The organism is Pseudomonas sp. LBUM1663, assembly GCF_059695905.1.
This window is the reverse complement of sequence record NZ_CP166792.1, coordinates 6,289,931-6,314,364: the sequence shown is the minus strand read 5'-3', so window position 1 is coordinate 6,314,364 and position 24,434 is coordinate 6,289,931. Positions and strand designations below refer to the sequence as shown.

Here is a 24,434-nt window from a genome sequence, read left to right as displayed (position 1 = left end):
TATCCAATGACAGGAATCAACATCATGACTATCAAAGCCATCAACGTTCGTAACCAGTTCAAAGGCTCGATCAAGGAAATCGTATTGGGCGACGTGCTGTCGGAAATCGACGTACAGACCGCCTCCGGCATCGTTACTTCGGTGATTACCACGCGTTCAGTGAAAGAGCTGGAACTGGTGGTTGGTAGTGAAGTGATCGCGTTTGTGAAATCCACCGAGGTGTCGATCGCCAAGTTGTAAGGGCGTGCACTGTGAGCAACCCCGGAGGACGTGAGCCCTTCGGGGTTTTTTATGCGTGTGAGTCAGCGAATTCGGCGGTGCGGGCATCGCGAGCAGGGAATTGTGCCGTACACAAATGCTGTGTTCGACGAAGATCCAATGTGGGAGCGAGCCTGCTCGCGATGAGGCCGTCGCAGCCACCACAGAGATCAGGCTGAAACGGCGCGTTTCGGCAGGTAGGGCGGCAGATAAAGCCCCAGATACGCATCAAACACCCGCATCCCTTCCTCAGCCATGCGCGGCGTGATCTGCCCATGCTGCTGCACCGAACGCGCATAAACGCGGTCGCCGAGCTCCATCGCCAGTGCAAACACATCGACATCGGTTGGCAACTTCGGCAACTCGAAGTGATGATCGAACAGCTTGTGCATCAGGTCACCGAGTTCGATGTCGTGCTGGCGGTCGGCCTGGGTGACTTCGGTCAAACCGTGCTGGGCCAGGATCAGTTGGCGGGCAGCGGCATCTTCGCCGTAGATGTCGAGCATGCGCTGCTCCACGATTCTCGACAGGTCGCGCCAGCCGCTGAGGGCGTGGTGGTCGATGGGTGCTTGCAGGCAGGCGCGGAACGCGGCGTGGACGTCGGCCGTCAAGGCTTCGAGCAGCGCCGGAACGCTGGCGAAGAAATGGTAGACGGAGGAGGGCGGGATCTCCGCGCGTTCGGCGACGCTGTAGATCGACAGGCTGGCCACCCCTTCGGCCGCCAGCAGCGTGCGGGCGGCATCGAGTATCGAATCGATCCGGGCTTGGCTGCGGGCGCGGGGTTTGCGAACGGTGGCGGTGCGCGTCATTGGAGTCTCCTGCGGGGCAGGGGGCATTGTACGCAGAGCAGCCAGATGTGCCATCTCCCCTGTGGTGCCTACATTCCCTGTGGCGAGGGAGCTTGCTCCCGCTGGAGGCCGAAGGACTCCCTTTAATCCGAAATGCGGTTCTGTCAGGCACGCCGCATTGACCGGTTTGGGGTCGCTTCGCGACCCAGCGGGAGCAAGCTCCCTCGCCACAGGGTTTGGTGTTCAGCCATAAAAAAACGCCGCAGGCTTTTAACAGCCTGCGGCGTTTGCTTTTTACTGCAACCGCTTACACGGTATGCAGGTACCAGTTGTATTCAAGGTCAGAGATGGAGTGTTCAAACTCCTCCAGCTCGCTTTCCTTACAGGCCACGAAGATATCGATGTACTTCGGATCGATGTACTTGGCCATGACTTCGCTGTCGTCCAGCTCGCGCAATGCATCACGCAGGTTGTTCGGCAGGCTCTGCTCGTTCTGCTCGTAGGAGTTGCCTTCCACGGGAGCGCCCGGCTCGATCTTGTTGGTCAGGCCGTGGTGCACGCCCGCCAGGACCGAAGCCATCAACAGATACGGGTTGGCATCGGCGCCGGCCACACGGTGTTCGATGCGCACGGCATCGGCGGCACCGGTTGGAACGCGGATCGCTACGGTACGGTTGTCCAGACCCCAGCACGGCGAGTTCGGCACGTAGAACTGTGCGCCGAAACGACGGTAGGAGTTGACGTTCGGGCAGAGGAAAGCCATCTGCGCCGGTAGGGTCTCGAGCACACCGCCGATCGCGTGACGCAGTGCGGCGTTCTGCTCGGGATCCTCGCTGGCAAAAATGTTTTTGCCTTCTTTATCAAGAATCGAAATGTGCACGTGCAGACCATTACCCGCCTGGCCTGGGTAAGGCTTGGCCATGAAGGTGGTGTCCATCTCATGGTCGTAGGCGATGTTCTTGATCAGGCGCTTGAGCAGGACCGCGTAGTCGCAGGCCTTGATCGGGTCGGCCACGTGGTGCAGGTTCACTTCGAACTGCGCCGGGGCACTTTCCTTGACGATTGCATCGGCAGGGATGCCTTGCTCCTTCGCACCTTCCAGAATGTCCTGGAGGCAGTCGACATATTCGTCGAGGTCGTCGATCAGGTAAACCTGGGTCGAATGCGGGCGTTTGCCGGATACCGGCGAGCGTGGCGGTTGCGGACGACCGTTCACGTTCTCCTGGTCGATCAGGTAGAACTCCAGTTCGAACGCGGCACAGATGGTCAGGCCCATCTCGTCGAACTTGCGAACCACATTGGCCAGCACTTCTCGCGGGTCGGCAAAGAACGGCTGGCCTTCGAGTTCGTGCATGGTCATCAACAGTTGCGCGGTAGGGCGCTTCTGCCAGGGCTCATTGCACAGGGTGTCAGGGATTGGATAGCAGATTCGGTCAGCATCGCCGATGTCCAGGCCCAGGCCGGTGCTTTCCACCGTCGAGCCATTGATATCCAGAGCAAATAGAGAGGCCGGCAGGTTGATGCCTTTCTCGTAAACCTTGTGGAGGCTGGTGCGTTCAATGCGCTTGCCGCGCACCACACCATTCATATCCGCAATCAGAAGGTCAACGTACAGAACCTCAGGATGTTCCTTAAGGAACGCGTTCGCTTCGTTAAGCTGAACGGCACGCGGGGGTACCGACATGATGCAACACCTTTGTTGTTAAAAATATCAATCATTGATCTCTTCGGGTTTCAGTCAACCCGAACGGCCTGCCGAAGTCAAGCGAGGCCTTTTTTGCCCTAAAAAAGCGCTCGTAGGGCTTTTTTGAGGCAGTTTGGGGCGTTTTTATGCCTTTGAGCGCTTTGGCGCCCGCGAGCTTGAGCGGGCCGTGTTGTATTTTTTACGGGGGTGTTGTGTAAAAAAATGAACAAGGCTAAGCTCGATTCAAACCCATAACAGCAATAATACCGGGGTGCTTCATGTCTCGCCTGCCGTTAATCGGCGTCGCCATCTGCTCAAGGCAGATCGGTCTGCATGCTTATCATATCAGTGGCGATTGTTGCGTCCACGCCAAGGCAAGCGTTGCCACAGGCGTGCCGCCGACTCTTTCTTCCCCGGCGAACCTGCTGGCGCCGTCCGATATTCTGGACGGTCTGCACGACATTCTCTTTACTGGCTCTCTTTCCAATATAGAACCGTTTCGCCCTGGCAGCCCGACCAACGCGTCGGCTTCTGCTCATGATTCTGCACGTTCCACTACGCTCTCGCTGACCCACGCTATTACCCGAGTGGGTACTTGTGCGCGGCTATTGCAGTGGCAATCTGTATCACGCGACGCCCATGCGTCAAACAACGCCTGACTTATAAGAGTCAGGAAACTCAGCCTAAGAGGCATTTATGAGTAACAACCTCGACCAGCTCACCGATTGGTTGAAAGACCACAAGATCACAGAAGTCGAATGCATGATCGCCGACTTGACCGGGATCACCCGGGGCAAGATTTCGCCGACCAACAAGTTCATTGCCGAAAAAGGCATGCGCCTGCCCGAGAGCGTTCTGTTGCAGACCGTGACCGGCGACTATGTCGAAGACGACATCTATTACGAACTGCTCGACCCGGCCGACATCGACATGATCTGCCGGCCCGACCAGAACGCGGTTTATCTGGTGCCCTGGTCCATTGAGCCGACCGCCCAGGTGATCCACGACACCTACGACAAGCAGGGCAACCCGATCGAGCTGTCGCCACGAAACGTGCTCAAGAAGGTTCTGAAACTCTATGCCGACAAGGGCTGGCAGCCGATCGTGGCGCCGGAAATGGAGTTTTACCTGACCAAGCGCAGTGACGACCCGGACTACCCGTTGCAACCGCCGATTGGCCGTTCCGGGCGCCCGGAGATCGGTCGTCAGTCGTTCTCCATTGAAGCGGCGAACGAATTCGATCCGCTGTTCGAGGACGTCTACGACTGGTGCGAATTGCAGGAACTGGACCTCGACACGTTGATCCACGAGGACGGCACGGCGCAGATGGAAATCAACTTCCGTCACGGCGATGCCCTGTCCCTGGCCGACCAGATCCTGATCTTCAAACGCACCATGCGCGAAGCGGCGCTCAAGCACGATGTGGCGGCCACCTTCATGGCCAAGCCCATGACAGGCGAGCCGGGCAGTGCGATGCACTTGCACCAGAGCATCATCGACATCGAAACCGGCAAGAACGTCTTCTCCAATGAAGACGGGACCATGAGCCAACTGTTCCTGCATCACATCGGTGGCTTGCAGAAACTGATCCCCGAGCTATTGCCGCTGTTCGCGCCCAACGTCAACTCGTTCCGCCGCTTCCTGCCCGACACCTCGGCGCCGGTGAACGTGGAGTGGGGCGAAGAGAACCGTACCGTGGGCTTGCGGGTTCCGGATGCCGGGCCGCAAAACCGTCGGGTGGAAAACCGCCTGCCGGGCGCTGACGCCAACCCGTACCTGGCGATTGCCGCGAGCCTGCTCTGCGGTTACATCGGCATGGTCGAAGGCTTGAACCCGAGTGCGCCGGTGGTGGGTCGTGGCTATGAACGCCGCAACCTGCGCCTGCCACTGACCATCGAAGACGCGCTGGAACGTATGGAAAACAGCGCGACCGTCGAGAAATACCTGGGCAAGAAATTCATCACTGGCTACGTCGCGGTCAAGCGGGCCGAGCATGAAAATTTCAAGCGCGTGATCAGTTCGTGGGAGCGGGAATTCCTGCTCTTCGCCGTCTGATGCGCCGGGCGCCGCTGCACTTGGCGGCGCCCTTCACCGAAATCTTAGGAGAATTCGCATGACCAGCAACAACCCGCAAACCCGTGAATGGCAAACCCTGAGCAACGATCACCACCTGGCCCCGTTCAGCGACTTCAAGCAGCTGAAAGAGAAAGGCCCGCGGATCATCACCAGCGCCAAGGGCGTTTACCTCTGGGACAGCGAAGGCAACAAGATCCTCGACGGCATGGCCGGCCTGTGGTGTGTTGCGATTGGCTACGGTCGCGATGAACTGGCCGATGCCGCCAGCAAACAGATGCGCGAACTGCCTTACTACAACCTGTTCTTCCAGACCGCTCACCCGCCGGTGCTGGAACTGGCCAAGGCCATCGCCGACATAGCGCCGGAGGGCATGAATCACGTGTTCTTCACCGGTTCCGGGTCCGAAGGCAACGACACCATGCTGCGGATGGTCCGCCACTATTGGGCGATCAAGGGCCAGCCGAAGAAGAAAGTCATCATCAGTCGCAAGAACGGCTATCACGGTTCCACCGTGGCCGGCGCGAGCCTGGGTGGCATGACCTACATGCACGAACAAGGCGACTTGCCGATCCCGGGCATCGTCCACATTGCCCAGCCGTACTGGTTCGCCGAAGGCGGCGACATGACGCCGGAAGAGTTCGGTGTGTGGGCGGCCAATCAGCTGGAAGAGAAGATTCTGGAAATCGGCGTGGACAACGTCGGTGCCTTTATTGCCGAGCCGATCCAGGGCGCCGGCGGCGTGATCATTCCGCCAGAGACCTACTGGCCGCGCATCAAGGAAATCCTCGCCAAGTACGACATCCTGTTCGTGGCGGACGAAGTGATCTGTGGTTTCGGCCGTACCGGTGAGTGGTTCGGTTCCGATTTCTACGACCTCAAGCCCGACATGATGACCATCGCCAAAGGCCTGACATCCGGCTACATCCCGATGGGTGGCCTGATCGTGCGTGACGAAGTGGTCGCTGTGCTCAACGAAGGCGGTGATTTCAACCACGGTTTCACCTATTCCGGGCACCCGGTGGCCGCGGCGGTGGCACTGGAAAACATTCGTATCCTGCGCGAAGAAAAAATTATTGAGCGCGTTCATGCCGAAACGGCACCCTATTTGCAAAAGCGTCTACGGGAACTGAACGATCACCCGTTGGTGGGGGAAGTGCGCGGGGTCGGTCTGTTGGGGGCTATAGAACTGGTTCAGGACAAGGCCACTCGCAAGCGTTACGAAGGCAAGGGCGTCGGCATGATCTGCCGCACGTTCTGCTTCGACAACGGCCTGATCATGCGCGCCGTGGGGGACACCATGATCATTGCTCCACCGCTGGTGATTACCAAGGCTGAAATCGATGAGCTGGTCACCAAGGCACGCAAGTGCCTGGACCTGACCCTGAGTGCGTTGCAGGGCTAAGTGCTAGGCTCTGGGCGGGAGTCATGAAACTTTCGCTCAGAGCAGTTCTAAAGGGAGGCCTTTCCTTGAAAGACCGCCTCGGATCTTGCCAGACTAGCCGCGGTTCCAGTTGTCCGGGTTCGGCCGCTGAACAAAGTGGTTCAAAAAAGAAAAAATTTGGAGCATTACGCATGAAGGCATTAGGAAAAAAGCTTGCTGGCAAGACACTCCTCGCCATGTCCCTGATGGGCATAATGGCGGGTGCGGTTCAGGCGGACGACAAGGTGTTGCACGTCTATAACTGGTCCGACTACATCGCACCGGACACCATCAAGAAGTTCGAAACCGAGTCCGGCATCAAGGTTGTCTACGACGTATTCGACAGTAACGAAACCCTGGAAGCCAAGTTGCTGGCAGGCAAGTCCGGCTACGACATCGTCGTGCCGTCGAACAACTTCCTGGCCAAGCAGATCAAGGCCGGCGTTTACCAGAAGCTGGACAAGTCCAAGCTGCCTAACTGGAAAAACCTGAACACCGACCTGCTCAAAGCGGTATCGGTGAGCGACCCGGGCAACGAACATGCTTTCCCGTACATGTGGGGTTCGATTGGTATTGGCTTCAACGCCGAGAAGGTCAAGGCTGCACTGGGTGCCGATGCGCCAACCAATTCCTGGGACCTGCTGTTCAAACCTGAAAACGCCGCCAAGTTGAAGTCGTGTGGTATCAGTTTCCTCGATTCGCCAACCGAGATGATTCCGGTGGCGTTGCACTACCTGGGCTATCCAACCGACAGCCAGGACAAAAAACAACTGGCCGAAGCCGAAGCACTGTTCCTGAAGATTCGTCCTTCGGTGGGCTACTTCCACTCGTCCAAGTACATCTCCGACCTGGCCAACGGCAACATCTGCGTGGCCGTGGGTTACTCGGGTGACATCTACCAGGCCAAGTCTCGCGCGGCTGAAGCCGGTGACAAGGTGAAAGTCAGCTACAACATTCCGAAAGAAGGTGCCGGCAGCTTCTACGACATGGTCGCCATCCCTAAAGATGCCGAAAACGTCGAAGGCGCCTACAAGTTCATGACCTTCCTGCAGAAGCCGGAAATCATGGCTGAAATCACCAACGCCGTGCGCTTCCCGAACGGTAACGCGGCCGCCACCGCTTTGGTTGATAAAGAAATCACCAGCGATCCAGGCATCTACCCGCCGGCGGACGTGTTGGCCAAGCTGTACGCGATTGCTGACTTGCCGGCCGCGACCCAGCGGATCATGACGCGCAGCTGGACCAAGATTAAATCGGGTAAATAAGCCGATTTGAGGCAACAACCTGTTGCCGTCGCCTGCGCGGTGACGGCAACAGGTGTAATTAAATGACAGAAAGTTTTGCTGGAACGGTTTTTCGAGGGTAAGTTGCGCGCCGGTTTTGTTGCTGGGCAGCCATGACTGTCATGTAACGCGGGGCAACTTGGGCCCAACTAATTTTAGAGGACCTCCACTTGCCTATTTTTTCTTTGTTGCGCAATGCCATGCTGGTCGGCGCCGGGCTGACACTCGCTGTCAGTGTCCAGGCCGCCGGCACTGTGCATATTTATAACTGGTCGGACTACATCGGCCCGACCACGCTGGCCGACTTCCAGAAAGAGACCGGCATCAAACCGGTTTACGACGTCTTCGACTCTAACGAAACCCTGGAAGGCAAGTTGCTGGCCGGGCGTACCGGTTATGACGTAGTCGTGCCGTCCAACCACTTCCTCGGCAAGCAGATCAAGGCGGGCGCCTTCCAGAAGCTCGACAAGTCGAAGCTGCCGAACTATTCCAACCTCGATCCGGTACTGCTCAAGCGTCTTGAGCAAAACGATCCGGGTAACCAGTACGCCGTGCCTTACCTGTGGGGCACCAATGGCATCGGTTACAACGTCGACAAGATCAAGGCTGTGCTGGGCGTCGACAAGATCGATTCCTGGAGCGCGGTATTCGAACCGGAGAACATCAAGAAGCTGCACAGCTGCGGCGTGGCGTTCCTCGATTCCGCCGATGAAATGATGCCCACCGTCCTCAACTACATGGGCCTCAACGCCAACAGCACCAACCCCGAAGACTACAAAAAGGCCGAAGCCAAGTTGCTGGCGGTGCGCCCTTACGTGACGTACTTCCACTCCTCCAAATACATCGCGGACCTGGCCAACGGCGACATTTGCATCGCCATCGGTTTTTCCGGTGACATGTTCCAGGCCAAGGCCCGGGCATCCGAAGCCGGCAAAGGCGTGAATGTGGCCTATACCATTCCCAAGGAGGGCGGTGCGCTGTGGTTCGACATGCTTGCGATTCCGAAGGATTCGAGCAACGTCAAAGAGGCCCACGCCTTCATCAACTATTTGTTGAAACCCGAGGTGATCGCACAAGTCAGTGATTCTGTTGGCTATGCGAACCCCAACCCTGGCTCGGACAAATTGATGGAACAGTCCATCCGCACCGACGAGTCGGTTTATCCACCGCAAGCCGTCCTCGACAAGACCTACGTGTCCGTCGAGTTACCACCAAACATTCAACGTTTGATGACCCGCAGCTGGACCAAGGTCAAGTCGGGTAAATAGCTTCAAGGCTCAAACTATCCAAGGTTGGCTCACCTTGAGCGAACTGCACTCTTTTTTTCTGGGAGTTTCGTAAATGGCAGTTGCCTCCGGCGCCTATAAGAAAGCCCTCGAGGGCGACCAGACACCTAAACAGGTGCTGGTCAAAATCGACCGGGTCACGAAGAAGTTCGACGAGACGATTGCCGTGGACGATGTGTCCCTGGAAATCAAGAAAGGCGAGATTTTCGCCTTGCTCGGCGGTTCGGGATCGGGCAAATCCACGTTGCTGCGCATGCTCGCAGGCTTCGAACGGCCCACGGAGGGGCGCATTTTCCTCGATGGCGTGGACATCACCGACATGCCGCCTTACGAGCGGCCGATCAACATGATGTTCCAGTCCTACGCCTTGTTCCCGCACATGACCGTGGCGCAGAACATCGCCTTTGGCCTCAAGCAGGACAAAATCCCCGCAGCTGAAGTCGATGCCCGTGTCGCGGACATGCTCAAGCTGGTTCAGATGACGCAGTACGCCAAGCGCAAGCCGCATCAGTTGTCCGGTGGTCAGCGTCAGCGTGTGGCCCTGGCGCGTTCCCTGGCGAAGCGGCCGAAGCTGTTGCTGCTCGACGAACCGATGGGTGCGCTGGACAAGAAGCTGCGTTCGCAGATGCAGCTGGAGCTGGTCGAGATCATCGAGCGCGTCGGCGTGACCTGCGTCATGGTGACCCACGATCAGGAAGAGGCCATGACCATGGCCGAGCGCATTGCGATCATGCATCTGGGCTGGATCGCCCAGATCGGCAGCCCGATCGACATCTACGAAACCCCGACCAGCCGCCTGGTCTGCGAATTCATCGGCAACGTCAACATTTTCGACGGTGAAGTGATCGATGACGCCGAGGGTCACGCGATCATCACCTGCAAGGACCTCGACCGGAAGATCTACGTGGGACATGGCATCAGCACCTCGGTGCAGGACAAATCCGTGACCTACGCGATCCGTCCGGAAAAACTGCTGGTGACCCCGACCATGCCGACCTGCGAATACAACTGGTCCAGCGGCAAGGTGCACGACATCGCCTACCTCGGCGGTCACTCGGTGTTCTACGTCGAGCTGCCGAGCGGCAAGATCGTCCAGTCGTTCGTCGCTAACGCCGAGCGCCGTGGCCAGCGCCCAACCTGGGGTGACCAGGTTTACGTGTACTGGGAAGACGACAGCGGCGTGGTACTTCGCTCATGAACATGCGCAAATTCAAACGCCGCCTCAATCGAATAATTCCCGGTGGCCGCCAGCTGGTCATCGGGGTTCCGTTCATCTGGCTGTTCCTGTTCTTCATGCTGCCGTTCTTCATCGTCCTGAAGATCAGTTTCGCCGAAGCCGACGTAGCCATTCCGCCGTACACCGAGATCTACAGCTTCATCGACCAGAAGCTCCAGGTGCTGTTGAACTTGGGCAACTACGCGATGCTGGCCGGCGACGAGTTGTACATCGCCGCTTACCTCGGTTCGTTGAAGATGGCGCTGATCAGCACCATCCTCTGTTTGCTGATCGGCTACCCGATGGCCTATGCCATCGCCAGTGCCCGTAAAGAGATGCAAACGGTGTTGGTGCTGCTGATCATGATGCCGACCTGGACCGCGATCCTGATCCGCGTGTATGCGTGGATGGGCATCCTCAGCAACAACGGCCTGCTCAACGGTTTCCTGATGACCATGGGCTGGATCGACGAACCGCTGCAGATCCTCAACACCAACCTCGCGGTGTACATAGGCGTGGTTTATTCGTACCTGCCGTTCATGATCCTGCCGCTCTACGCCAACCTGGTGAAGCACGACAGCAGCCTGCTGGAAGCCGCGTCGGACCTGGGTTCGAGCACGTTCAACAGTTTCTGGAAGATCACCATTCCGCTGTCCAAGAACGGCATCGTCGCCGGTTGCATGCTGGTGTTCATTCCGGTCGTGGGTGAGTTCGTGATCCCGGAACTGCTCGGCGGTCCGGAAACCCTGATGATCGGTAAAGTGCTCTGGCAAGAGTTCTTCAACAACCGTGACTGGCCGGTGGCCTCTGCGCTGGCGGTGGTCATGCTGCTGATCCTGATTGTGCCGATCATCCTGTTCAACCGCAGTCAGGCCAAGGAAATGGAGGGTAAAGAATGAAGCGCTTCCGTTTCTCGAGTTTCATGCTGATAGCGGGCTTGCTGTTCATCTACGCGCCGATGCTGATCCTGGTGATCTACTCGTTCAACGCCTCCAAACTGGTGACGGTGTGGGGCGGCTGGTCGATCAAGTGGTACGTCGGGTTAATGGACAACACGCAACTGATGGGCTCGGTGGTGCGCTCGCTGGAAATCGCCTGCTACACGGCGGTGGCGGCGGTGGCACTGGGTACGTTGGCGGCGTTCGTTTTGACGCGGATCACCCACTTCAAGGGTCGCACGTTGTTCGGTGGCCTGGTCACCGCGCCGCTGGTGATGCCTGAAGTGATCACCGGTCTGTCGCTGTTGCTGCTGTTCGTGGCGATGGCGCAGATGATCGGCTGGCCACAGGAACGCGGCATCGTCACCATCTGGATCGCTCACACCACGTTCTGTGCGGCGTATGTGGCGGTGGTGGTGTCGGCGCGCTTGCGTGAACTGGACCTGTCCATCGAAGAGGCGGCCATGGACCTCGGTGCGCGGCCATGGAAAGTGTTCTTCCTGATCACCATCCCGATGATCGCGCCATCCCTGGGTGCCGGCGGCATGATGTCGTTCGCCCTGTCCCTCGATGACCTGGTGTTGGCGAGCTTCGTGTCGGGCCCCGGTTCCACGACCCTGCCGATGGAAGTGTTCTCGGCGGTGCGCCTTGGGGTTAAACCCGAGATCAACGCCGTGGCCAGCCTGATTCTGCTGGCGGTTTCGCTGATGACCTTCCTGGTCTGGTTCTTCAGCCGCCGTGCCGAAGAAGCGCGCAAGCGTGCGATCCAGCAGGCGATCGAAGAAAGCGCGGCCGACTCGTGGAAACAACCGGACGTGCGTCGCGCCCCGGCGCCGGAAGCGGCTTAAAGCGTTGGCCACAAATGCGTGGCCAACCTAGCACCCTGTGGGAGCGAGCTTGCTCGCGATAGCGGACTTACATTCAACATCAATGTTGACTGTGATGACGCCATCGCGAGCAAGCTCGCTCCCACAGGTTCTTTGGTGGTCAGGAAACCCAAGGGGATTTGCGGATGATCTCGACGAAGTTCATCGGCTTGAACCCCGGCTCGCTGTCCACCAGCACATCCGCGTTCACCGTGCCGAACGTGGTGTCCGGTTTGTGTTTGAAGCCATTGGCGAACGCACACAGGATGCATTCCTTGAACCCCTCGCCCCGTGGATGCGCATGCACCACCGCTTCCCGCTGCACGGTGGGAAACGCGGCGTAATCGATACCCAGCACATCCATTTCCACACCGGCCGTGACCAATGCCACGTTAGGCCGCAGGTGTTGCGGCACGCCCGGCGTGGTGTGCAGGGCGATCGACAGCCACACTTGCTCGATATCGCCATCCGACAACCCATACGGCTTGAGGAACGCTTTGGCGGCGTTGGCGCTATCGACTTCGAAGCGCTCGTTGTCCGTGCGATGACCTTCCACCAGGCCTAGGTCATGGAACATGGCGCCGACGTAGAGCATTTCCGGATCGTAGGCCAACTGCTTGCGCTCACCGCTCAAGGCGCCGAACAGAAACACCCGGCGCGAGTGGTGGTAAAGCAAGTCGGACTCGGCGTCGCGAATGTATTCAGTGGTGGCCTTGGCCAACGCGCTGTCGGGGATTTTGATACCGGCAATGATGCTGCTCATGGTGCTTTCCTCGTGGGGAACGCCGTGGCGGCGCTGATGGAGCAAGTCTGTTCCCGACTCCCGGACTGGACAATCGATCCATGGCTGCGATCCCGGCCAATGAGCATGTATATCGCGCCAACCTCGCTTGTTGCGCCCGGATTGGCTAGGGTTGCTCCCGGCGAATACGCTTTTGTGGCGAGGGAGCTTGCTCCCGCTGGGCTGCGAAGCGGCCCCAAAACCTCCAACTCAATTACACCAGGCAAACAGTGGTGACAGGAATGGGAGTGCTGCGCACTCCAGCGGGAGCAAGCTCCCTCGCCACAGGTCAGTGTGATCCGTAGAGGCAATCGAACCATGCAAAAAACCGTTGCCATCGTGGTATTCGCAGGCGTCCAGTCGCTGGACGTCACCGGCCCCATGGATGTGTTTTCCGAAGCCAATCGTTTCCTCGAACCGCATGACCATTACCGCTTGGAGGTCATCGGTGTCGAGCGCGGGATGATGGCGTGCTCCAACGGTTTGTCGCTCAATGCCCATCGGCATTTCAGCGAAGCGCTGGAGGCTTATGACTTGCTGCTGGTGGCCGGCGGGCCGCAGTTGCCGTTCCTGGAGTTTGGCGCGGCCTTCGATGCCTGGTTGCGCGATGCCTGTGCTCGGGCGCAACGGTTTGGCTCGATCTGCAACGGCGCGTTCATGCTGGCCCGGGCCGGATTGCTCGAGGGACGGACCGTCACCACCCACTGGGACGATGCCGCGGCGTTGGCGAGGATGTGCCCGTCCACTCAGGTCGATGCCGATCGCCTGTACGTGCAGGACGGCGAACTCTTCACCTCGGCCGGCGTCACGGCGGGGATCGATTTGTCGTTGTACCTCTTGGCCCGGGACCACGGACCGGAAGTGGCCTTAAGCGTGGCCAAGCGGCTGGTGGTGTTCACCCAGCGCTCGGGCGGGCAATCGCAGTTCAGCCCGTTCCTCACACCCCATGCCGAACCGACATCGGCGGTGGCGCTGGTGCAGCTCTACGTCCTGGCCAACCTTACCGGCGACCTGGCCATTGCCGATCTGGCCAACGCGGCCAACATGAGCGCCCGCAACTTTTCCCGGGTGTTCGCCAAGGAAGCGAAAATCACCCCGGCGGAATTCGTCGAACGGGCGAGGGTGGACGCGGCGCGGGTGCTGCTTGAAAGCACCCATTCACCGCTCAAGACAGTGGCGTATCAGTGCGGGTTTCGCGATGCCCAGCACATGCGCACGGTGTTCAGTCGCCGGTTGGGGGTGACGCCGCAGCAGTTCAGGTTGAATTTTGCGGCGATGGTTTGAGCCATGAATATGCATTGTTCTTGCGGGCCTCATCGCTAGCAGGCTAGCTCCCACAATGGGTCTGCGAGCACAGGACCACTGTGGGAGCTAGCCTGCTAGCGATGAGGCCAGTCCAGCCAATACAAATCTACTGAGCACTGCGCGCCGGCAAAAACTTCAACGTACTGCGCGTATTGGCCGTGACTTCTTCGTCATTGAAATGCGCCTCGTAGTAAATCCCTTCGACATACGCCTCCGCCTGGTCATCGTAATGGCTGTCGAACGGCACGCCGCTCTGGCCGACCGGGTTGATGGTCAGGCTGTGGGCCGGGTCGGCAAAGTCCACCAGACGCCGGGTCGATGGTCCGTAAGTTACCGGCCACGGCGCCGGGCCGATTTTGGCCGAGAGGTTGTTCGGTACTTCATGGGTGCCGGGCGCCGCGAACGGGCCGACGTTGAAGATCCGGTCCAGAGGCTTCTGCACGCCCAACGGATGACCATGGGTCAGGGTGTGTGCCTTGCCCCACTGCCATTGCGCGAAGTCAGCACCAAGGGTGGTCTTGAGATGAGCGAGGCTCGCTTGCCAGGCCACTTTCACCGTGTCGGCGCGGGTTTCCTTGCCGAGAGTGTTGCGGTTGTCCCACCACGGCGAATCGGCCGTCGCGGCCAGGCGGGGTAGCGCAGCGTCGATCACGCGAGTCGAGAGCAGGGTCTCGAAAAAATCATTGCCCAGTTCATCGTGCATCGTCGCGTCGGCCAGGTTGAACAGGAACTGGTTGAACAGCGTGGCGCTGTTGGAATCCAGCGGGTAATCGCCTTTCCATTGCGCCAGTTGCTCGACCAGTTTGAGTTCGGCGGGATCGCTCACCACTTCACGCAGTACCGGCAACAGCGGCGCCAACAGACGGGGGCCGTAGGCGGTGGTGGTGCCCAGTTGCAGCTTCTGGTTGGCCTCGTTGTCCCATTTCACGCTCTTGTCGCTGAGCTGACGATTGAGTTGCTGGCCGCGGTCGGCAAGGTTGTAGTAACCGGGAATCTCCATGCCGGTCGGCGACACGGGCTGAAAGTTCGCCGAGACGATGTAGCCCCGCGCCGGGTTCTCTTCCTGCGGGTTGGCGCTGAACGGGTAGAAACCGTCCTTGTCCGCCTGATTGGTGCTGCCGTCGAGGATGAAACCGGGCTTTACACCGGCCGCGCGTTTGGGCAGCAGCGCCGAGGCCCACCAGCCGATGTCACCCTTGGCGTTGGCGTAAACGATGTTCAAGCCCGGCGCCTGAACCTTGGCCGCTGCCGCGCGTGCCTTGGCCAGGGTGTCGGCGCGGTTGAGCTGGTAGAAACCTTCGAGGATCGGGTTCGGCGTTTCCAGGAACGCCCACCACATGGCCACCGGCGTCTTGCCGGCGGCAGTGCCGAGTGCATCGTTGATGATCGGGCCGTGGGGCGACTGGCGCAGCGTTAGGGTAACCGGCGCCTGGCCCTTCACCGCGATCTGTTGCTCGGTGGTGACCATGTCGACCCATTTGCCGCGATACCAGACCTGGTTCGGATTGTCCGGGTTGACCTTCTCGGCGATCAGGTCGAGGTCGTCGTTCTGGAACATCGTCAGGCTCCAGCCGAAATCCAGGTTGTGGCCGAGAAAGGCAAACGGCACCAACGCCTGATGATGGCCATAGAGCTCGAAGCCCGGCGCCGACAGTTGCGCCTCGTACCACACCGACGGCACCGAGAAGCGAATGTGCGGGTCACCGGCCAGCAGCGGTTTGCCACTTTTGCTGCGGTTGCCGGAAATCACCCAGGCGTTGCTGCCTTCGAACTGCGGCAGGCCGTTTTCGGCCAAGGCTTGTTCGCTCAGACGGGCGAGGGCGTTCAGGTCTTTCCAGTCTCCGGCGGCGAGGGCGGGGCCGGATACTGAGCGCGTCTTGGCCAATACACCTTTGGGCTGCCAGTCGAGTTCGAAAATGTTCAGGTACTCGGCGCCCAATTGGTCGCGCACAAACGTCAGTAACGGTTCGGTGCGAAACGCGGCAGCAAAGCTGTAAGCCATGTAACCGGCGACACTGATGCTGTCTTCGGCGGTGAAAGGGCGCTTGTGGATGCCCAGCACGTCGAACTCCATGGGCGCCGCGTGAGTGTCCTGATATTGATTGATGCCATCCAGATAGGCTTCCAGCGCCTTCCACGCCGGTGACTGACGATCCAGCGCGGCCACATAACTCTCGGCGCGTTCACGGATGCGCAGGCTGCGGAACAGTTTGTCGGTGTCGATCAGTCTCGGCCCGAGGATTTCAGCCAGCTCACCCCGGGCGAGGCGGCGCATGGCTTCCATCTGGAACAACCGGTCCTGGGCCTGCACGTAGCCAAGGGTGCGGTAGAGGTCGGTTTCGTTCTCGGCGCGGATATGCGGCACGCCGCGCTCGTCGTAACGCACGGTCACCGATCCCTGAAGATGCTGCAACTCCACCTGGCCCTGGCGCGTTGGCTGCTTGATGTACACGTACCCGCCGACGCCGATGACGAGCGTGACGATCAGCAATACCAGTACGGTCAGGACGCGTTTCATGGTGACTCCTTGTTCTTCGGGATTGCCGCCCGTGCGGGCTGCAAACATGTAGCACAGACCTCCTGTGCCGGGCATCGCGGTCCTGGAATAGTCAGGATTGCCTTACTTCACTTCCTCCGGCCAAGGGCAGTAGCACCCGACCGCCAGCGTATGGGTGGCGCCCACGGTACGACCTTCGCTGAGTGCTTGCAGGATGGGCTCGATAAAGCTGTTGTTCGAATTGCAGGTCAAGCCTTCGCTGTACGGGCCGAAATACGCCAGTTTGCCGCTGCGGTCCCAGATCGCCACCGCCGGGCTGGCGGGGATCTGTTCGGAACCCGGGAGAACGGTGATGGTTTTCAGGCGGCTCAAGGTGCTGGGCAACTGACCGTGGCTGCCGGGTTTTTGGACCGCGTAAAACTCCACGCCCTGCGGCACGTATTGCTCGACCAGTTCAGTCAGGTGTTGCTGGTTGCCGACATTGCACGGGCAAGCCGGGTCCCAGAAATGCACCAGGCGGATGGCGCCGGGGCCGGCGAGTTCGTCGGGCAGGCGCAGCGGGTCGCCGGAAAATACCGCAGTGTGCGAACTGAAGGCGCGCAGGTAGCGCCCCTGAAACCAGTCATAGGCCGCCCACAAGACGCCGGCACACACGAGGGCGAGCAGGCTGGCAAGCAGTGTGGTGCGGTAGGCCGGACGCATGGGTTTCAATCCTCGAAGGTCGGCTAGCTTGCCATGCTTGCCGCGACAGATGAATATCGCAGGCCCATAAAGTCTGTTTAGTGCTCTGGAATAGCTCATGTCTGCCACTTTCGACCCCGATCATTTGCGCGCCAGCCTGCAGCCACTGGCCGAGTGGCAGCCGCTTTCGGTGGAGGCGCTGGCCTATCAGCGGTTTTACGGTCTGGATTTTCCGGGCCGAACGCAGCGCAGCGGGTTAGGGCGTTTTGAGGTCGATGGCTATGAAGTGGTCAGCCAGGTCTGGTGGCCTGAACGAGCGAAGGCGACGCTGTTTCTGTTCCACGGCTTCTACGACCACACCGGGCTCTACCGACATGTAATCGAGTGGGCGCTGGATCAGGGCTTCGCGGTGATTGCCTGCGACTTGCCGGGGCATGGTCTGTCCAGCGGCGAACGGGCGAGCATCAAGGATTTCGCCGAGTATCAGCACACGCTGCAAGGGTTGTTTACCGAGGCACAGTCGCTCGACCTTCCACAGCCGTGGCACTTGTGCGGGCAGAGTACCGGTGGGGCGATCGTGATCGATCATGTGCTCAATCAGGGCGCGAACAGTCCGGCCCAGGGTCAGGTGATTTTGCTGTCACCGCTGGTTCGGCCGCGCGCCTGGGGCTGGTCGCAGCTCAGTTATTACCTGCTCAAGCCTTTCGTCAAAGCCATCGCCCGGCGTTTCAGCGAGAACTCCAACGACCCTGATTTTTTGCCGTTCCTGCAAGCCGATCCGCTGCAACCGCTGCGACTGCCAACGGCCTGGGTCGGTGCGTTGGTGCGGTGGATCAAGCGCATAGAGGCCGCGCCGAACAGTCCACGGCGACCGCTGATTGTGCAGGGGCAGGCGGACATGACGGTGGATTGGGAGCATAACCTCGAGGTGTTGAAGGCCAAGTTTGATCGGCCCCAGGTGCTGATGCTGCCGGAGGCTCGGCATCATCTGGCGAATGAGACTCTGGCGATGCGGGAAGAGTATTTCGGGTTTTTGAGCAAGCGGATCAAGGGCCGGAATCTTTAGCGACCGCTAAGGCCCCATCGCGGGCAAGCCCGCTCCCACATTTGTTCCGTGTACACAGGACCCTGTGGGAGCGGGGCTTGCTCCGGGCGGCGTTCCGACGATAGCGATCTTTCAGGCGCTAAAGATTACTGGCTGAGGTTCGCCGGATTCTGCCCCACCGCCAACCCCGCCCGAATCGCCGCCAACGCCGCCTGGTAATACGCCTTGCCCTCGGTGGACTCGGCAAACGTAGCGAACTCTTCCAGTTCTTCATCCGACAAATCGCGATAGACATACAACAGCGTGTTGTTCAGATCAGCCCCGATCTGATCCATCAACCGCTGGCGCTGACCATTCAACATCCCCTGCGCCTGACCACCACCGAGCAAACCGGGGATCATCGAACTCAGGCTGTCGGCCGCGACGCCGGCAATCGCCAGGCTGACTTCCGCGCCGGCCTCTCGAGCGGGCAGGGCCTGGGCCAGGTGGCCGATGATCAGCATGCGGCTGTCGCTGGCCTGAATCTTCGGTAAACCCTTGGCGTTTTTCGCCAACTGATCGCGACGGGTCGCCAGAAGTTCGGCGGCGACGATTTTTTTGCCCAGGGGCGATTCAAAGAAGGTCAGTGCAGGTTTCGGATCGGCGAGGCTCTTGCGCAATTGCGCTTCGGCGCGCTGGTCCACGGCCTGGGGGGCGAAACGTTGATTGCTGTTGTTCACCAAGGCTTGAAACACCGCCGGTGGCAGGCTGTTCTGGTAGCGCTGCTGAGCGGCTGAGAGGGCGTCGTTAAAATGCGCGCGCTGATCTGGCCAACCGGCGACCTTGTACAACTGGTCGTGGCCGTCTGCCCAAGCGGGCAACACACAGAGCATCAGCAATGAAAAAAGCAAACGGCGCATAGGGACTCCTGTCAGCAGGCGACTATTCTCCGTGCGGCTTTCGTACTTGTCGAGAATTCGTATCAGTAATCCGACAAATCCTCCGCCGCACGGCTCTGTCGGATTTGCAGGCACAGGAATACTATGCGCGCCATGCAAATACCCTCTGATCATCCGCTGCTGTTACGTATCGTCGACGACCTGGCCGAGCGCGGCTGGTCGCAGCAGAATATTTTCCTGCCTCTGGGTCTGACCCGGGAACTGGCGGCTGAGTGCCGTAAACGTGCAGCCGAGGGCGAACTGGCCCCGGCGGCCGTGGGGCGCGGGCCGACGTCGGAGATTCGCGAGGGGATTCGCGGCGACCACATCCAGTGGCTCGAGCCCGGCCAAGCCGTGGCGTGCGACAGTTACCTGGGCTTGATGGACAGCCTGCGTGAGGCGATGAATCGCGGGCTCTTCCTGGGCCTGGAAGATTTCGAAAGCCATTTCGCCCTGTACCCGCCCGGTGCGTTTTACCTCAAGCATGTCGATCGTTTTCGTGATGACGACCGGCGCATGGTCTCGGCAGTGATCTACCTCAATGACGCCTGGCTGCCCGAACACGGTGGCCAGTTGCGCATGTACCTGGCGGGCGGCGTCGAACACGATGTGGTGCCCACCGGCGGATGCCTGGTGGTGTTCCTGTCGGGCGAGGTGCCCCACGAAGTCCTGCCCGCGACCCGGGATCGCCTGTCATTGACGGGATGGTTCCGGCGTCGCGGCAACGAGCCGTTCTGATCATGCAGAAGATTCTGGTAAGCCGCTGCCTGCTGGGCCATCGCGTGCGTTACGACGGCGGGGCGAGCGGGCCGTTCGATCAGCTTCAACAATGGCTCGATGAAGGTCGGGTGGTGCCGCTGTGCCCGGAGGTGGCCGGTGGGTTGCCGACGCCTAGGGCTGCGGCGGAAATTCCGGGCGGGCAGGGGGGTGAAGTGCTGGATGGCCACGCCTCTGTCATCACCACCGAGGGTGAGGACGTCAGCGCCGAGTTTCTTTCTGGGGCTTATCAGGCGCTGGAGTTGGTGCAAAAGCACGGCATCCGGATTGCGGTGCTGAAGGCTAACAGCCCGTCGTGCGGGAATCTTTTGACGTATGACGGCAGCTTCAGCGGCGTGAAGGTCAGTGGCGAGGGAGTGACGGCGGCGTTGCTCAAGCGCCATGGCGTGCAAGTCTTCAGCGAACTTCAATTGTCGGAAGCCGCCGCTGCGCTGCAACTCTAAACGGAAATCCTGTAGGAGCCGGCTTGCTGGCGATTGCGGTGTAACGGTCACTGTAAATGTTGAATGTTATACCGCAATCGCCAGCAAGCCGGCTCCTACAAGGGATCGTCGGTGGTCTTATGGTTTGGGCGCCTCACTCGTGTCTGCCTTGAGCCACTTCTGCTCCAGCGCCCCCAGTCGCCCATCCGCTTTGATCCGCGCCAACGCGTTCTCCAGGCTGGCGTGAAATGCCGGGTTACCCTTCTGAAACGGAATCGCCAGGTCCACGGTCGGCGCGGCTTTCGGCTTTTCTTCCGCCAGTGACTGCACCAACAGGATCGAACGCGGCTCTTCTTCTTTCTGCGCGATCAATGGCGCATTGGTGTGCGCGTAAGGTTCGGTGAAGTCGAAACGATCCTTCAGTTCCGGGGTCATTGCTATGTGGTTGATGGCGATGTCGTATTTGCCGGTTTCAACACCGGGCAGCAGATCGCTGGAATCAGTGACGACAAAGTCGGCTCGCACATCCAGCTCATTGGCCAGCAGTTGGCCCAATTCGACTTCGAAACCAGTGAGTTTGCCGTCGTCCTTGAAATTGAAGGGCGGTGTATTAGCCTCAAGCGCAATGCGCAATTCGCCACGGTCGAATACGTCGTCAATCAGTTCGGCATGAGCCAAAGGGCTCAAAAGGGGTAGCAGGCAGATCAGGCCAGGCAAAAAACGCATGGTCACTCCTTTGAATTCATTATTGCGACGCGCTGGTTCAGGCTCGCTTTGCTATGGTTGTCGAGATCCTTCGACAACGAATGGCCGTGAAGTTGTCTCGGCCACGCGGATTTTACGGAAAAACTGGAGAAGAGAATGAAAACGTTTATGTCACGAGCAGCATTGGCTGGCCTATTGATGGGCGTTTCGGTGCTGGCCAGTGCTGCAACACCGGCCCCCAAGGGTGCCGAAGTGTCCATCGTTTCTCCTGAAGATGGTGGGACTGTTCCGCAAACTTTCAAGGTTAAATTCGCTGTCGAGAACGTTGCGCTGGCGCCAGCGGGCGATACCACCAAGAACACCGGCCACCACCATTTGCTGATTGATGCCAAGGATGTCGTGGCTGCAGGGGCAGTCATCCCGGCAGATGCCAATCACGTTCATTTCGGCAAGGCGCAAACCGAAACCGAGCTGACGCTGACACCTGGCAAGCACACCTTGCAGTTGGAGTTGGGCGACATGAACCATATGGCCTTCGATCCACCGGTCGTCTCCGAGAAGATCACTGTCAACGTTAAGTAACGTTAGTAGCGCCCATGAAAAAGGAGACCCGAGGGTCTCCTTTTTTTGTCGCTCAAGTCGCTGTCAGAACAACACGCGGCAACGAATGGTGCCGTTGATGTGCTGCAGCTTCTCTTGGGCCATTTCCGAGTACTCGGCGTCGACGTCGATCACCACGTAGCCGACTTTCTCGTTGGTCTGCAGGAACTGACCGGAGACGTTGATGCCGTTCTCGGCGAAGACCTTGTTGATCTCGCTCATCACGCCCGGAATGTTCTCGTGGATGTGCAGCAGGCGGTGCTTGCCAGGGTGAGCCGGCAGGGCCACTTCCGGGAAGTTCACGGACGATACCGAGGTACCGTTGTCGCTGTACTTGACCAGTTTTTCTGCCACTTCCAGACCGATGTTGGCTTGCGCTTCAGCGGTGGAACCGCCGATGTGCGGGGTCAGGATCACGTTGTCCAGGCCACGCAGCGGGCTTTCGAACTCTTCGTCGTTGGAGCGTGGCTCCACCGGGAATACGTCGATGGCCGCGCCGATCAGGTGCTTGTCCTTGATCGCGTCCGCCAGGGCGTCCAGTTCGACCACGGTGCCGCGAGCGGCGTTGATCAGGATGCCGCCCTTCTTGATGGCGCGGATTTCCTTCTCGCCGATCATCCACTGGGTGGCTGCGGTTTCCGGAACGTGCAGGGTGACGATGTCGGACATGCCCAGCAGCTCGGTCAGGTTGCCGACCTGAGTGGCGTTGCCCAGTGGCAGCTTGGTCACGGTGTCGTAGAAGTACACCTGCATGCCCAGGCCTTCCGCCAGGACCGACAGTTGAGTGCCGATCGAGCCGTAACCGACGATGCCCAGCTTCTTGCCGCGGATCTCGAAGGAGTTGGCTGCGCTCTTGATCCAGCCGCCACGGTGGCAGGAAGCGTTTTTCTCAGGAATGCCGCGCAGCAACAGGATCGCCTCGGCCAGCACCAGCTCGGCAACGGAGCGAGTGTTGGAGTACGGGGCGTTGAACACCGCGATGCCGCGTTCGCGCGCCGCGTTCAGGTCGACCTGGTTGGTGCCGATGCAGAAACACCCAACAGCCACGAGCTTCTTCGCGTGATCGAAGATCTCTTCGGTCAGTTGAGTGCGAGAGCGAATGCCGATGAAGTGCGCATCAGCGATCTTTTCTTTCAGCTGGGCTTCCGGCAGAGAACCGGTGAGGTACTCGATGCTGGTGTAGCCCGCCGACTTGAGGACGTCGACAGCCGATTGGTGGACGCCTTCGAGAAGAAGGAACTTGATCTTGCTCTTATCGAGAGAAGTCTTGCTCATCTGCGTAAACCTGTATCCCGGAGAAAAATGGCAGGAAATGGTCAACAGATGCTGACCCGAACGGCAAGAAGGCCGTTACCGCAGAATAGCCGTTGGGCACTACCCTGCGGGGTCGGTATGCTAGCATACGCACCCCGCTAAACACTCATTCCTGCGACGTGAAGCGTTCTCAGGATGACCATGAATTGTTCGAGAGTTCTGTCGATGACCAATCCTGCCCTGATTGATGAGCTGAAGACCCTGGTTGAGCCTGGCAAGGTGTTGACCGACGCCGACTCCCTGAATGCTTACGGCAAGGATTGGACCAAGCATTTCGCCCCGGCCCCGACAGCCATCGTGTTTCCCAAGACCACTGAGCAGGTCCAGGCCATTGTCCGTTGGGCCAACGAACGCAAGGTGGCGCTGGTGCCGTCGGGCGGTCGCACCGGTCTTTCTGCCGCAGCGGTGGCGGCCAATGGTGAAGTGGTCGTGTCGTTCGACTACATGAACCAGATTCTCGATGTGAACCTGACCGACCGCACCGCAGTGTGCCAGCCAGGCGTGGTCACCGAACACTTGCAGAACGTCGCCGAAGAAAAAGGCCTGTACTACCCAGTGGATTTCGCTTCGGCAGGTTCGAGCCAGATTGGCGGCAATATCGGCACCAATGCCGGCGGCATCAAGGTGATTCGCTATGGGATGACCCGCAACTGGGTGGCCGGCATGAAAGTCGTCACCGGCAAGGGCGATCTGCTGGAACTGAACCGCGACCTGATCAAGAACGCCACCGGCTACGACCTGCGTCAGCTGTTCATCGGCGCCGAAGGCACTCTCGGTTTTGTCGTCGAAGCGACCATGCGCCTGGACCGTGCGCCGAAAAACCTCACCGCGATGGTCCTCGGCACCGCCGATTTCGACTCGATCATGCCGGTGCTGCACGCGTTCCAGAGCAAACTTGACCTGACCGCCTTCGAATTCTTCTCCGACAAGGCCCTGGCCAAGGTCATGGCGCGCGGTGACGTGCCGGCGGCGTTTGAAACCGATTGCCCGTTCTACGCCTTGCTGGAATTCGAAGCGACTACCGAAGAAGTGGCCAACCACGCCTTGGAAACCTTCGAGCACTGCGTCGAGCAGGGCTGGGTGCTGGACGGCGTGATGAGTCAGAGCGAAACCCAGCTGCAGAACCTGTGGAAGCTGCGCGAATACATCTCCGAAACCATTTCCCACTGGACGCCGTACAAGAACGACATTTCGGTCACCGTATCGAAAGTCCCGGCATTCCTGAAGGAAATCGACGCGATCGTCGGCGAACACTACCCGGATTTCGAAATCGTCTGGTTCGGCCACATCGGCGACGGCAACCTGCACTTGAACATCCTCAAGCCGGAAAACCTGAGCAAGGACGAGTTCTTCGCCAAGTGCGCGACCGTTAACAAGTGGGTATTCGAAACCGTCGAGAAGTACAACGGCTCGATTTCCGCCGAACACGGCGTGGGCATGACCAAGCGGGATTACTTGACCTACAGCCGCTCGCCGGTTGAGATCGAGTACATGAAAGCCGTCAAGGCGGTGTTCGACCCGAACGGCATCATGAACCCGGGCAAAATTTTCGCTGTTTGACTTTTGAATTTAAGC

General features: G+C 59.4%; 23 protein-coding genes. 15 read left to right on the top strand and 8 right to left on the bottom strand.

Features of this window, described 5'->3' with window-relative positions:
- The first annotated feature begins 24 nt into the window (after window positions 1-24).
- Complete coding sequence (locus ACA075_RS28975) at window positions 25-240, top strand: TOBE domain-containing protein (RefSeq protein ID WP_003229256.1); 216 nt, start codon at window positions 25-27, stop codon at window positions 238-240.
- 188 nt (window positions 241-428) lie between these two features.
- On the opposite strand, the gene ACA075_RS28970 is transcribed toward ACA075_RS28975, so the two are convergent.
- Window positions 429-1,067, bottom strand: a complete 639-nt coding sequence (locus ACA075_RS28970) for a TetR/AcrR family transcriptional regulator (RefSeq protein ID WP_497296539.1) — start codon at window positions 1,065-1,067, stop codon at window positions 429-431.
- A gap of 286 nt (window positions 1,068-1,353) precedes the next feature.
- Entirely contained in the window at window positions 1,354-2,730 is a 1,377-nt protein-coding gene (locus tag ACA075_RS28965) for a glutamine synthetase family protein (RefSeq protein WP_109635714.1), read from the bottom strand.
- A 278-nt stretch (window positions 2,731-3,008) separates the two neighbouring features.
- Here ACA075_RS28965 and ACA075_RS28960 point away from each other — a divergent pair, with 278 nt between their 5' ends.
- The 8 genes from ACA075_RS28960 to ACA075_RS28925 all read left to right on the top strand — a co-directional run bounded on the left by ACA075_RS28960 (window position 3,009) and on the right by ACA075_RS28925 (window position 11,797).
- On the top strand, window positions 3,009-3,389 hold the full coding sequence (locus ACA075_RS28960; protein ID WP_497296538.1) for a gamma-glutamyl-gamma-aminobutyrate hydrolase family protein: 381 nt from the start codon (window positions 3,009-3,011) through the stop codon (window positions 3,387-3,389).
- A gap of 37 nt (window positions 3,390-3,426) precedes the next feature.
- On the top strand, window positions 3,427-4,785 hold the full coding sequence (locus tag ACA075_RS28955) for a glutamine synthetase family protein (protein WP_461977656.1): 1,359 nt from the start codon (window positions 3,427-3,429) through the stop codon (window positions 4,783-4,785).
- Between the two features lie 58 nt (window positions 4,786-4,843).
- Window positions 4,844-6,208, top strand: a complete 1,365-nt coding sequence (locus ACA075_RS28950) for an aspartate aminotransferase family protein (RefSeq protein WP_497296537.1) — start codon at window positions 4,844-4,846, stop codon at window positions 6,206-6,208.
- Window positions 6,209-6,378: 170 nt separating this feature from the next.
- Entirely contained in the window at window positions 6,379-7,491 is a 1,113-nt protein-coding gene (locus tag ACA075_RS28945) for a polyamine ABC transporter substrate-binding protein (protein WP_219095010.1), read from the top strand.
- A gap of 188 nt (window positions 7,492-7,679) precedes the next feature.
- A complete protein-coding gene (locus ACA075_RS28940; protein WP_497296536.1) occupies window positions 7,680-8,777 on the top strand; it encodes a polyamine ABC transporter substrate-binding protein in 1,098 nt (365 codons plus the stop codon).
- Between the two features lie 73 nt (window positions 8,778-8,850).
- Window positions 8,851-9,993 carry an ABC transporter ATP-binding protein gene (locus ACA075_RS28935; RefSeq protein ID WP_219095011.1) on the top strand — a complete coding sequence of 381 codons (1,143 nt, stop codon included), beginning with the start codon at window positions 8,851-8,853 and terminating at the stop codon, window positions 9,991-9,993.
- The gene (locus tag ACA075_RS28930; RefSeq protein ID WP_497296535.1) at window positions 9,990-10,910 is read left to right on the top strand and encodes an ABC transporter permease subunit; all 921 of its coding nucleotides are present in this window, start codon (window positions 9,990-9,992) and stop codon (window positions 10,908-10,910) included. Before ACA075_RS28935 ends, ACA075_RS28930 begins: the two co-directional genes overlap by 4 nt.
- Window positions 10,907-11,797: an ABC transporter permease subunit gene (locus ACA075_RS28925; RefSeq protein ID WP_497296534.1), complete on the top strand. Its 891-nt coding sequence runs from the start codon at window positions 10,907-10,909 to the stop codon at window positions 11,795-11,797. The genes ACA075_RS28930 and ACA075_RS28925 overlap by 4 nt, the downstream gene beginning before the upstream one ends.
- 139 nt (window positions 11,798-11,936) lie before the next feature.
- Here ACA075_RS28925 and ACA075_RS28920 read toward each other — a convergent pair whose 3' ends face one another.
- Entirely contained in the window at window positions 11,937-12,578 is a 642-nt protein-coding gene (locus tag ACA075_RS28920) for an HD domain-containing protein (RefSeq protein ID WP_219095013.1), read from the bottom strand.
- A gap of 336 nt (window positions 12,579-12,914) precedes the next feature.
- Here ACA075_RS28920 and ACA075_RS28915 point away from each other — a divergent pair, with 336 nt between their 5' ends.
- The gene (locus ACA075_RS28915; RefSeq protein WP_497296533.1) at window positions 12,915-13,880 is read left to right on the top strand and encodes a GlxA family transcriptional regulator; all 966 of its coding nucleotides are present in this window, start codon (window positions 12,915-12,917) and stop codon (window positions 13,878-13,880) included.
- A 127-nt stretch (window positions 13,881-14,007) separates the two neighbouring features.
- Here the strand turns inward: ACA075_RS28915 and ACA075_RS28910 are convergent, their stop codons facing one another.
- A complete protein-coding gene (locus tag ACA075_RS28910) occupies window positions 14,008-16,419 on the bottom strand; it encodes a penicillin acylase family protein (protein ID WP_497296532.1) in 2,412 nt (803 codons plus the stop codon).
- A gap of 102 nt (window positions 16,420-16,521) precedes the next feature.
- A complete protein-coding gene (locus ACA075_RS28905) occupies window positions 16,522-17,100 on the bottom strand; it encodes a DUF6436 domain-containing protein (protein WP_497296531.1) in 579 nt (192 codons plus the stop codon).
- 97 nt (window positions 17,101-17,197) lie between these two features.
- Between ACA075_RS28905 and bipL the strand changes: the two genes are divergently transcribed.
- Window positions 17,198-18,145, top strand: coding sequence for a phospholipase BipL (gene bipL, locus ACA075_RS28900; protein ID WP_497296530.1), 948 nt, complete (start codon window positions 17,198-17,200; stop codon window positions 18,143-18,145).
- A gap of 125 nt (window positions 18,146-18,270) precedes the next feature.
- Here the strand turns inward: bipL and ACA075_RS28895 are convergent, their stop codons facing one another.
- The gene (locus ACA075_RS28895; protein WP_497296529.1) at window positions 18,271-19,023 is read right to left on the bottom strand and encodes a DUF2059 domain-containing protein; all 753 of its coding nucleotides are present in this window, start codon (window positions 19,021-19,023) and stop codon (window positions 18,271-18,273) included.
- A 123-nt stretch (window positions 19,024-19,146) separates the two neighbouring features.
- On the opposite strand from ACA075_RS28895, the gene ACA075_RS28890 reads away from it, so the two are divergent.
- Window positions 19,147-19,779, top strand: a complete 633-nt coding sequence (locus ACA075_RS28890) for a 2OG-Fe(II) oxygenase (RefSeq protein WP_497296528.1) — start codon at window positions 19,147-19,149, stop codon at window positions 19,777-19,779.
- Window positions 19,780-19,781: 2 nt separating this feature from the next.
- Entirely contained in the window at window positions 19,782-20,261 is a 480-nt protein-coding gene (locus ACA075_RS28885; RefSeq protein ID WP_497296527.1) for a 2-thiouracil desulfurase family protein, read from the top strand.
- A 117-nt stretch (window positions 20,262-20,378) separates the two neighbouring features.
- Here the strand turns inward: ACA075_RS28885 and ACA075_RS28880 are convergent, their stop codons facing one another.
- On the bottom strand, window positions 20,379-20,966 hold the full coding sequence (locus ACA075_RS28880) for a transporter substrate-binding domain-containing protein (protein ID WP_497296526.1): 588 nt from the start codon (window positions 20,964-20,966) through the stop codon (window positions 20,379-20,381).
- Between the two features lie 135 nt (window positions 20,967-21,101).
- Here ACA075_RS28880 and ACA075_RS28875 point away from each other — a divergent pair, with 135 nt between their 5' ends.
- The gene (locus ACA075_RS28875) at window positions 21,102-21,527 is read left to right on the top strand and encodes a DUF4399 domain-containing protein (protein WP_497296524.1); all 426 of its coding nucleotides are present in this window, start codon (window positions 21,102-21,104) and stop codon (window positions 21,525-21,527) included.
- Between the two features lie 63 nt (window positions 21,528-21,590).
- Here the strand turns inward: ACA075_RS28875 and serA are convergent, their stop codons facing one another.
- Window positions 21,591-22,820: a phosphoglycerate dehydrogenase gene (gene serA / locus ACA075_RS28870; RefSeq protein WP_497296523.1), complete on the bottom strand. Its 1,230-nt coding sequence runs from the start codon at window positions 22,818-22,820 to the stop codon at window positions 21,591-21,593.
- A gap of 204 nt (window positions 22,821-23,024) precedes the next feature.
- On the opposite strand from serA, the gene ACA075_RS28865 reads away from it, so the two are divergent.
- A complete protein-coding gene (locus ACA075_RS28865) occupies window positions 23,025-24,419 on the top strand; it encodes a D-2-hydroxyglutarate dehydrogenase (protein ID WP_497296521.1) in 1,395 nt (464 codons plus the stop codon).
- The last annotated feature ends 15 nt before the right edge of the window (window positions 24,420-24,434 follow it).

Bases quoted from the DNA above. Each gene is read 5' to 3' on its own strand.
- ACA075_RS28975 (WP_003229256.1), top strand. From the start codon at position 25: ATGACTATCAAAGCCATCAACGTTCGTAACCAGTTCAAAGGCTCGATC.
- ACA075_RS28970 (WP_497296539.1), bottom strand. From the start codon at position 1,067: ATGACGCGCACCGCCACCGTTCGCAAACCCCGCGCCCGCAGCCAAGCC.
- ACA075_RS28965 (WP_109635714.1), bottom strand. From the start codon at position 2,730: ATGTCGGTACCCCCGCGTGCCGTTCAGCTTAACGAAGCGAACGCGTTC.
- ACA075_RS28960 (WP_497296538.1), top strand. From the start codon at position 3,009: ATGTCTCGCCTGCCGTTAATCGGCGTCGCCATCTGCTCAAGGCAGATC.
- ACA075_RS28955 (WP_461977656.1), top strand. From the start codon at position 3,427: ATGAGTAACAACCTCGACCAGCTCACCGATTGGTTGAAAGACCACAAG.
- ACA075_RS28950 (WP_497296537.1), top strand. From the start codon at position 4,844: ATGACCAGCAACAACCCGCAAACCCGTGAATGGCAAACCCTGAGCAAC.
- ACA075_RS28945 (WP_219095010.1), top strand. From the start codon at position 6,379: ATGAAGGCATTAGGAAAAAAGCTTGCTGGCAAGACACTCCTCGCCATG.
- ACA075_RS28935 (WP_219095011.1), top strand. From the start codon at position 8,851: ATGGCAGTTGCCTCCGGCGCCTATAAGAAAGCCCTCGAGGGCGACCAG.
- ACA075_RS28930 (WP_497296535.1), top strand. From the start codon at position 9,990: ATGAACATGCGCAAATTCAAACGCCGCCTCAATCGAATAATTCCCGGT.
- ACA075_RS28925 (WP_497296534.1), top strand. From the start codon at position 10,907: ATGAAGCGCTTCCGTTTCTCGAGTTTCATGCTGATAGCGGGCTTGCTG.
- ACA075_RS28920 (WP_219095013.1), bottom strand. From the start codon at position 12,578: ATGAGCAGCATCATTGCCGGTATCAAAATCCCCGACAGCGCGTTGGCC.
- ACA075_RS28915 (WP_497296533.1), top strand. From the start codon at position 12,915: ATGCAAAAAACCGTTGCCATCGTGGTATTCGCAGGCGTCCAGTCGCTG.
- ACA075_RS28910 (WP_497296532.1), bottom strand. From the start codon at position 16,419: ATGAAACGCGTCCTGACCGTACTGGTATTGCTGATCGTCACGCTCGTC.
- ACA075_RS28905 (WP_497296531.1), bottom strand. From the start codon at position 17,100: ATGCGTCCGGCCTACCGCACCACACTGCTTGCCAGCCTGCTCGCCCTC.
- bipL (WP_497296530.1), top strand. From the start codon at position 17,198: ATGTCTGCCACTTTCGACCCCGATCATTTGCGCGCCAGCCTGCAGCCA.
- ACA075_RS28895 (WP_497296529.1), bottom strand. From the start codon at position 19,023: ATGCGCCGTTTGCTTTTTTCATTGCTGATGCTCTGTGTGTTGCCCGCT.
- ACA075_RS28890 (WP_497296528.1), top strand. From the start codon at position 19,147: ATGCGCGCCATGCAAATACCCTCTGATCATCCGCTGCTGTTACGTATC.
- ACA075_RS28885 (WP_497296527.1), top strand. From the start codon at position 19,782: ATGCAGAAGATTCTGGTAAGCCGCTGCCTGCTGGGCCATCGCGTGCGT.
- ACA075_RS28880 (WP_497296526.1), bottom strand. From the start codon at position 20,966: ATGCGTTTTTTGCCTGGCCTGATCTGCCTGCTACCCCTTTTGAGCCCT.
- ACA075_RS28875 (WP_497296524.1), top strand. From the start codon at position 21,102: ATGAAAACGTTTATGTCACGAGCAGCATTGGCTGGCCTATTGATGGGC.
- serA (WP_497296523.1), bottom strand. From the start codon at position 22,820: ATGAGCAAGACTTCTCTCGATAAGAGCAAGATCAAGTTCCTTCTTCTC.
- ACA075_RS28865 (WP_497296521.1), top strand. From the start codon at position 23,025: ATGACCAATCCTGCCCTGATTGATGAGCTGAAGACCCTGGTTGAGCCT.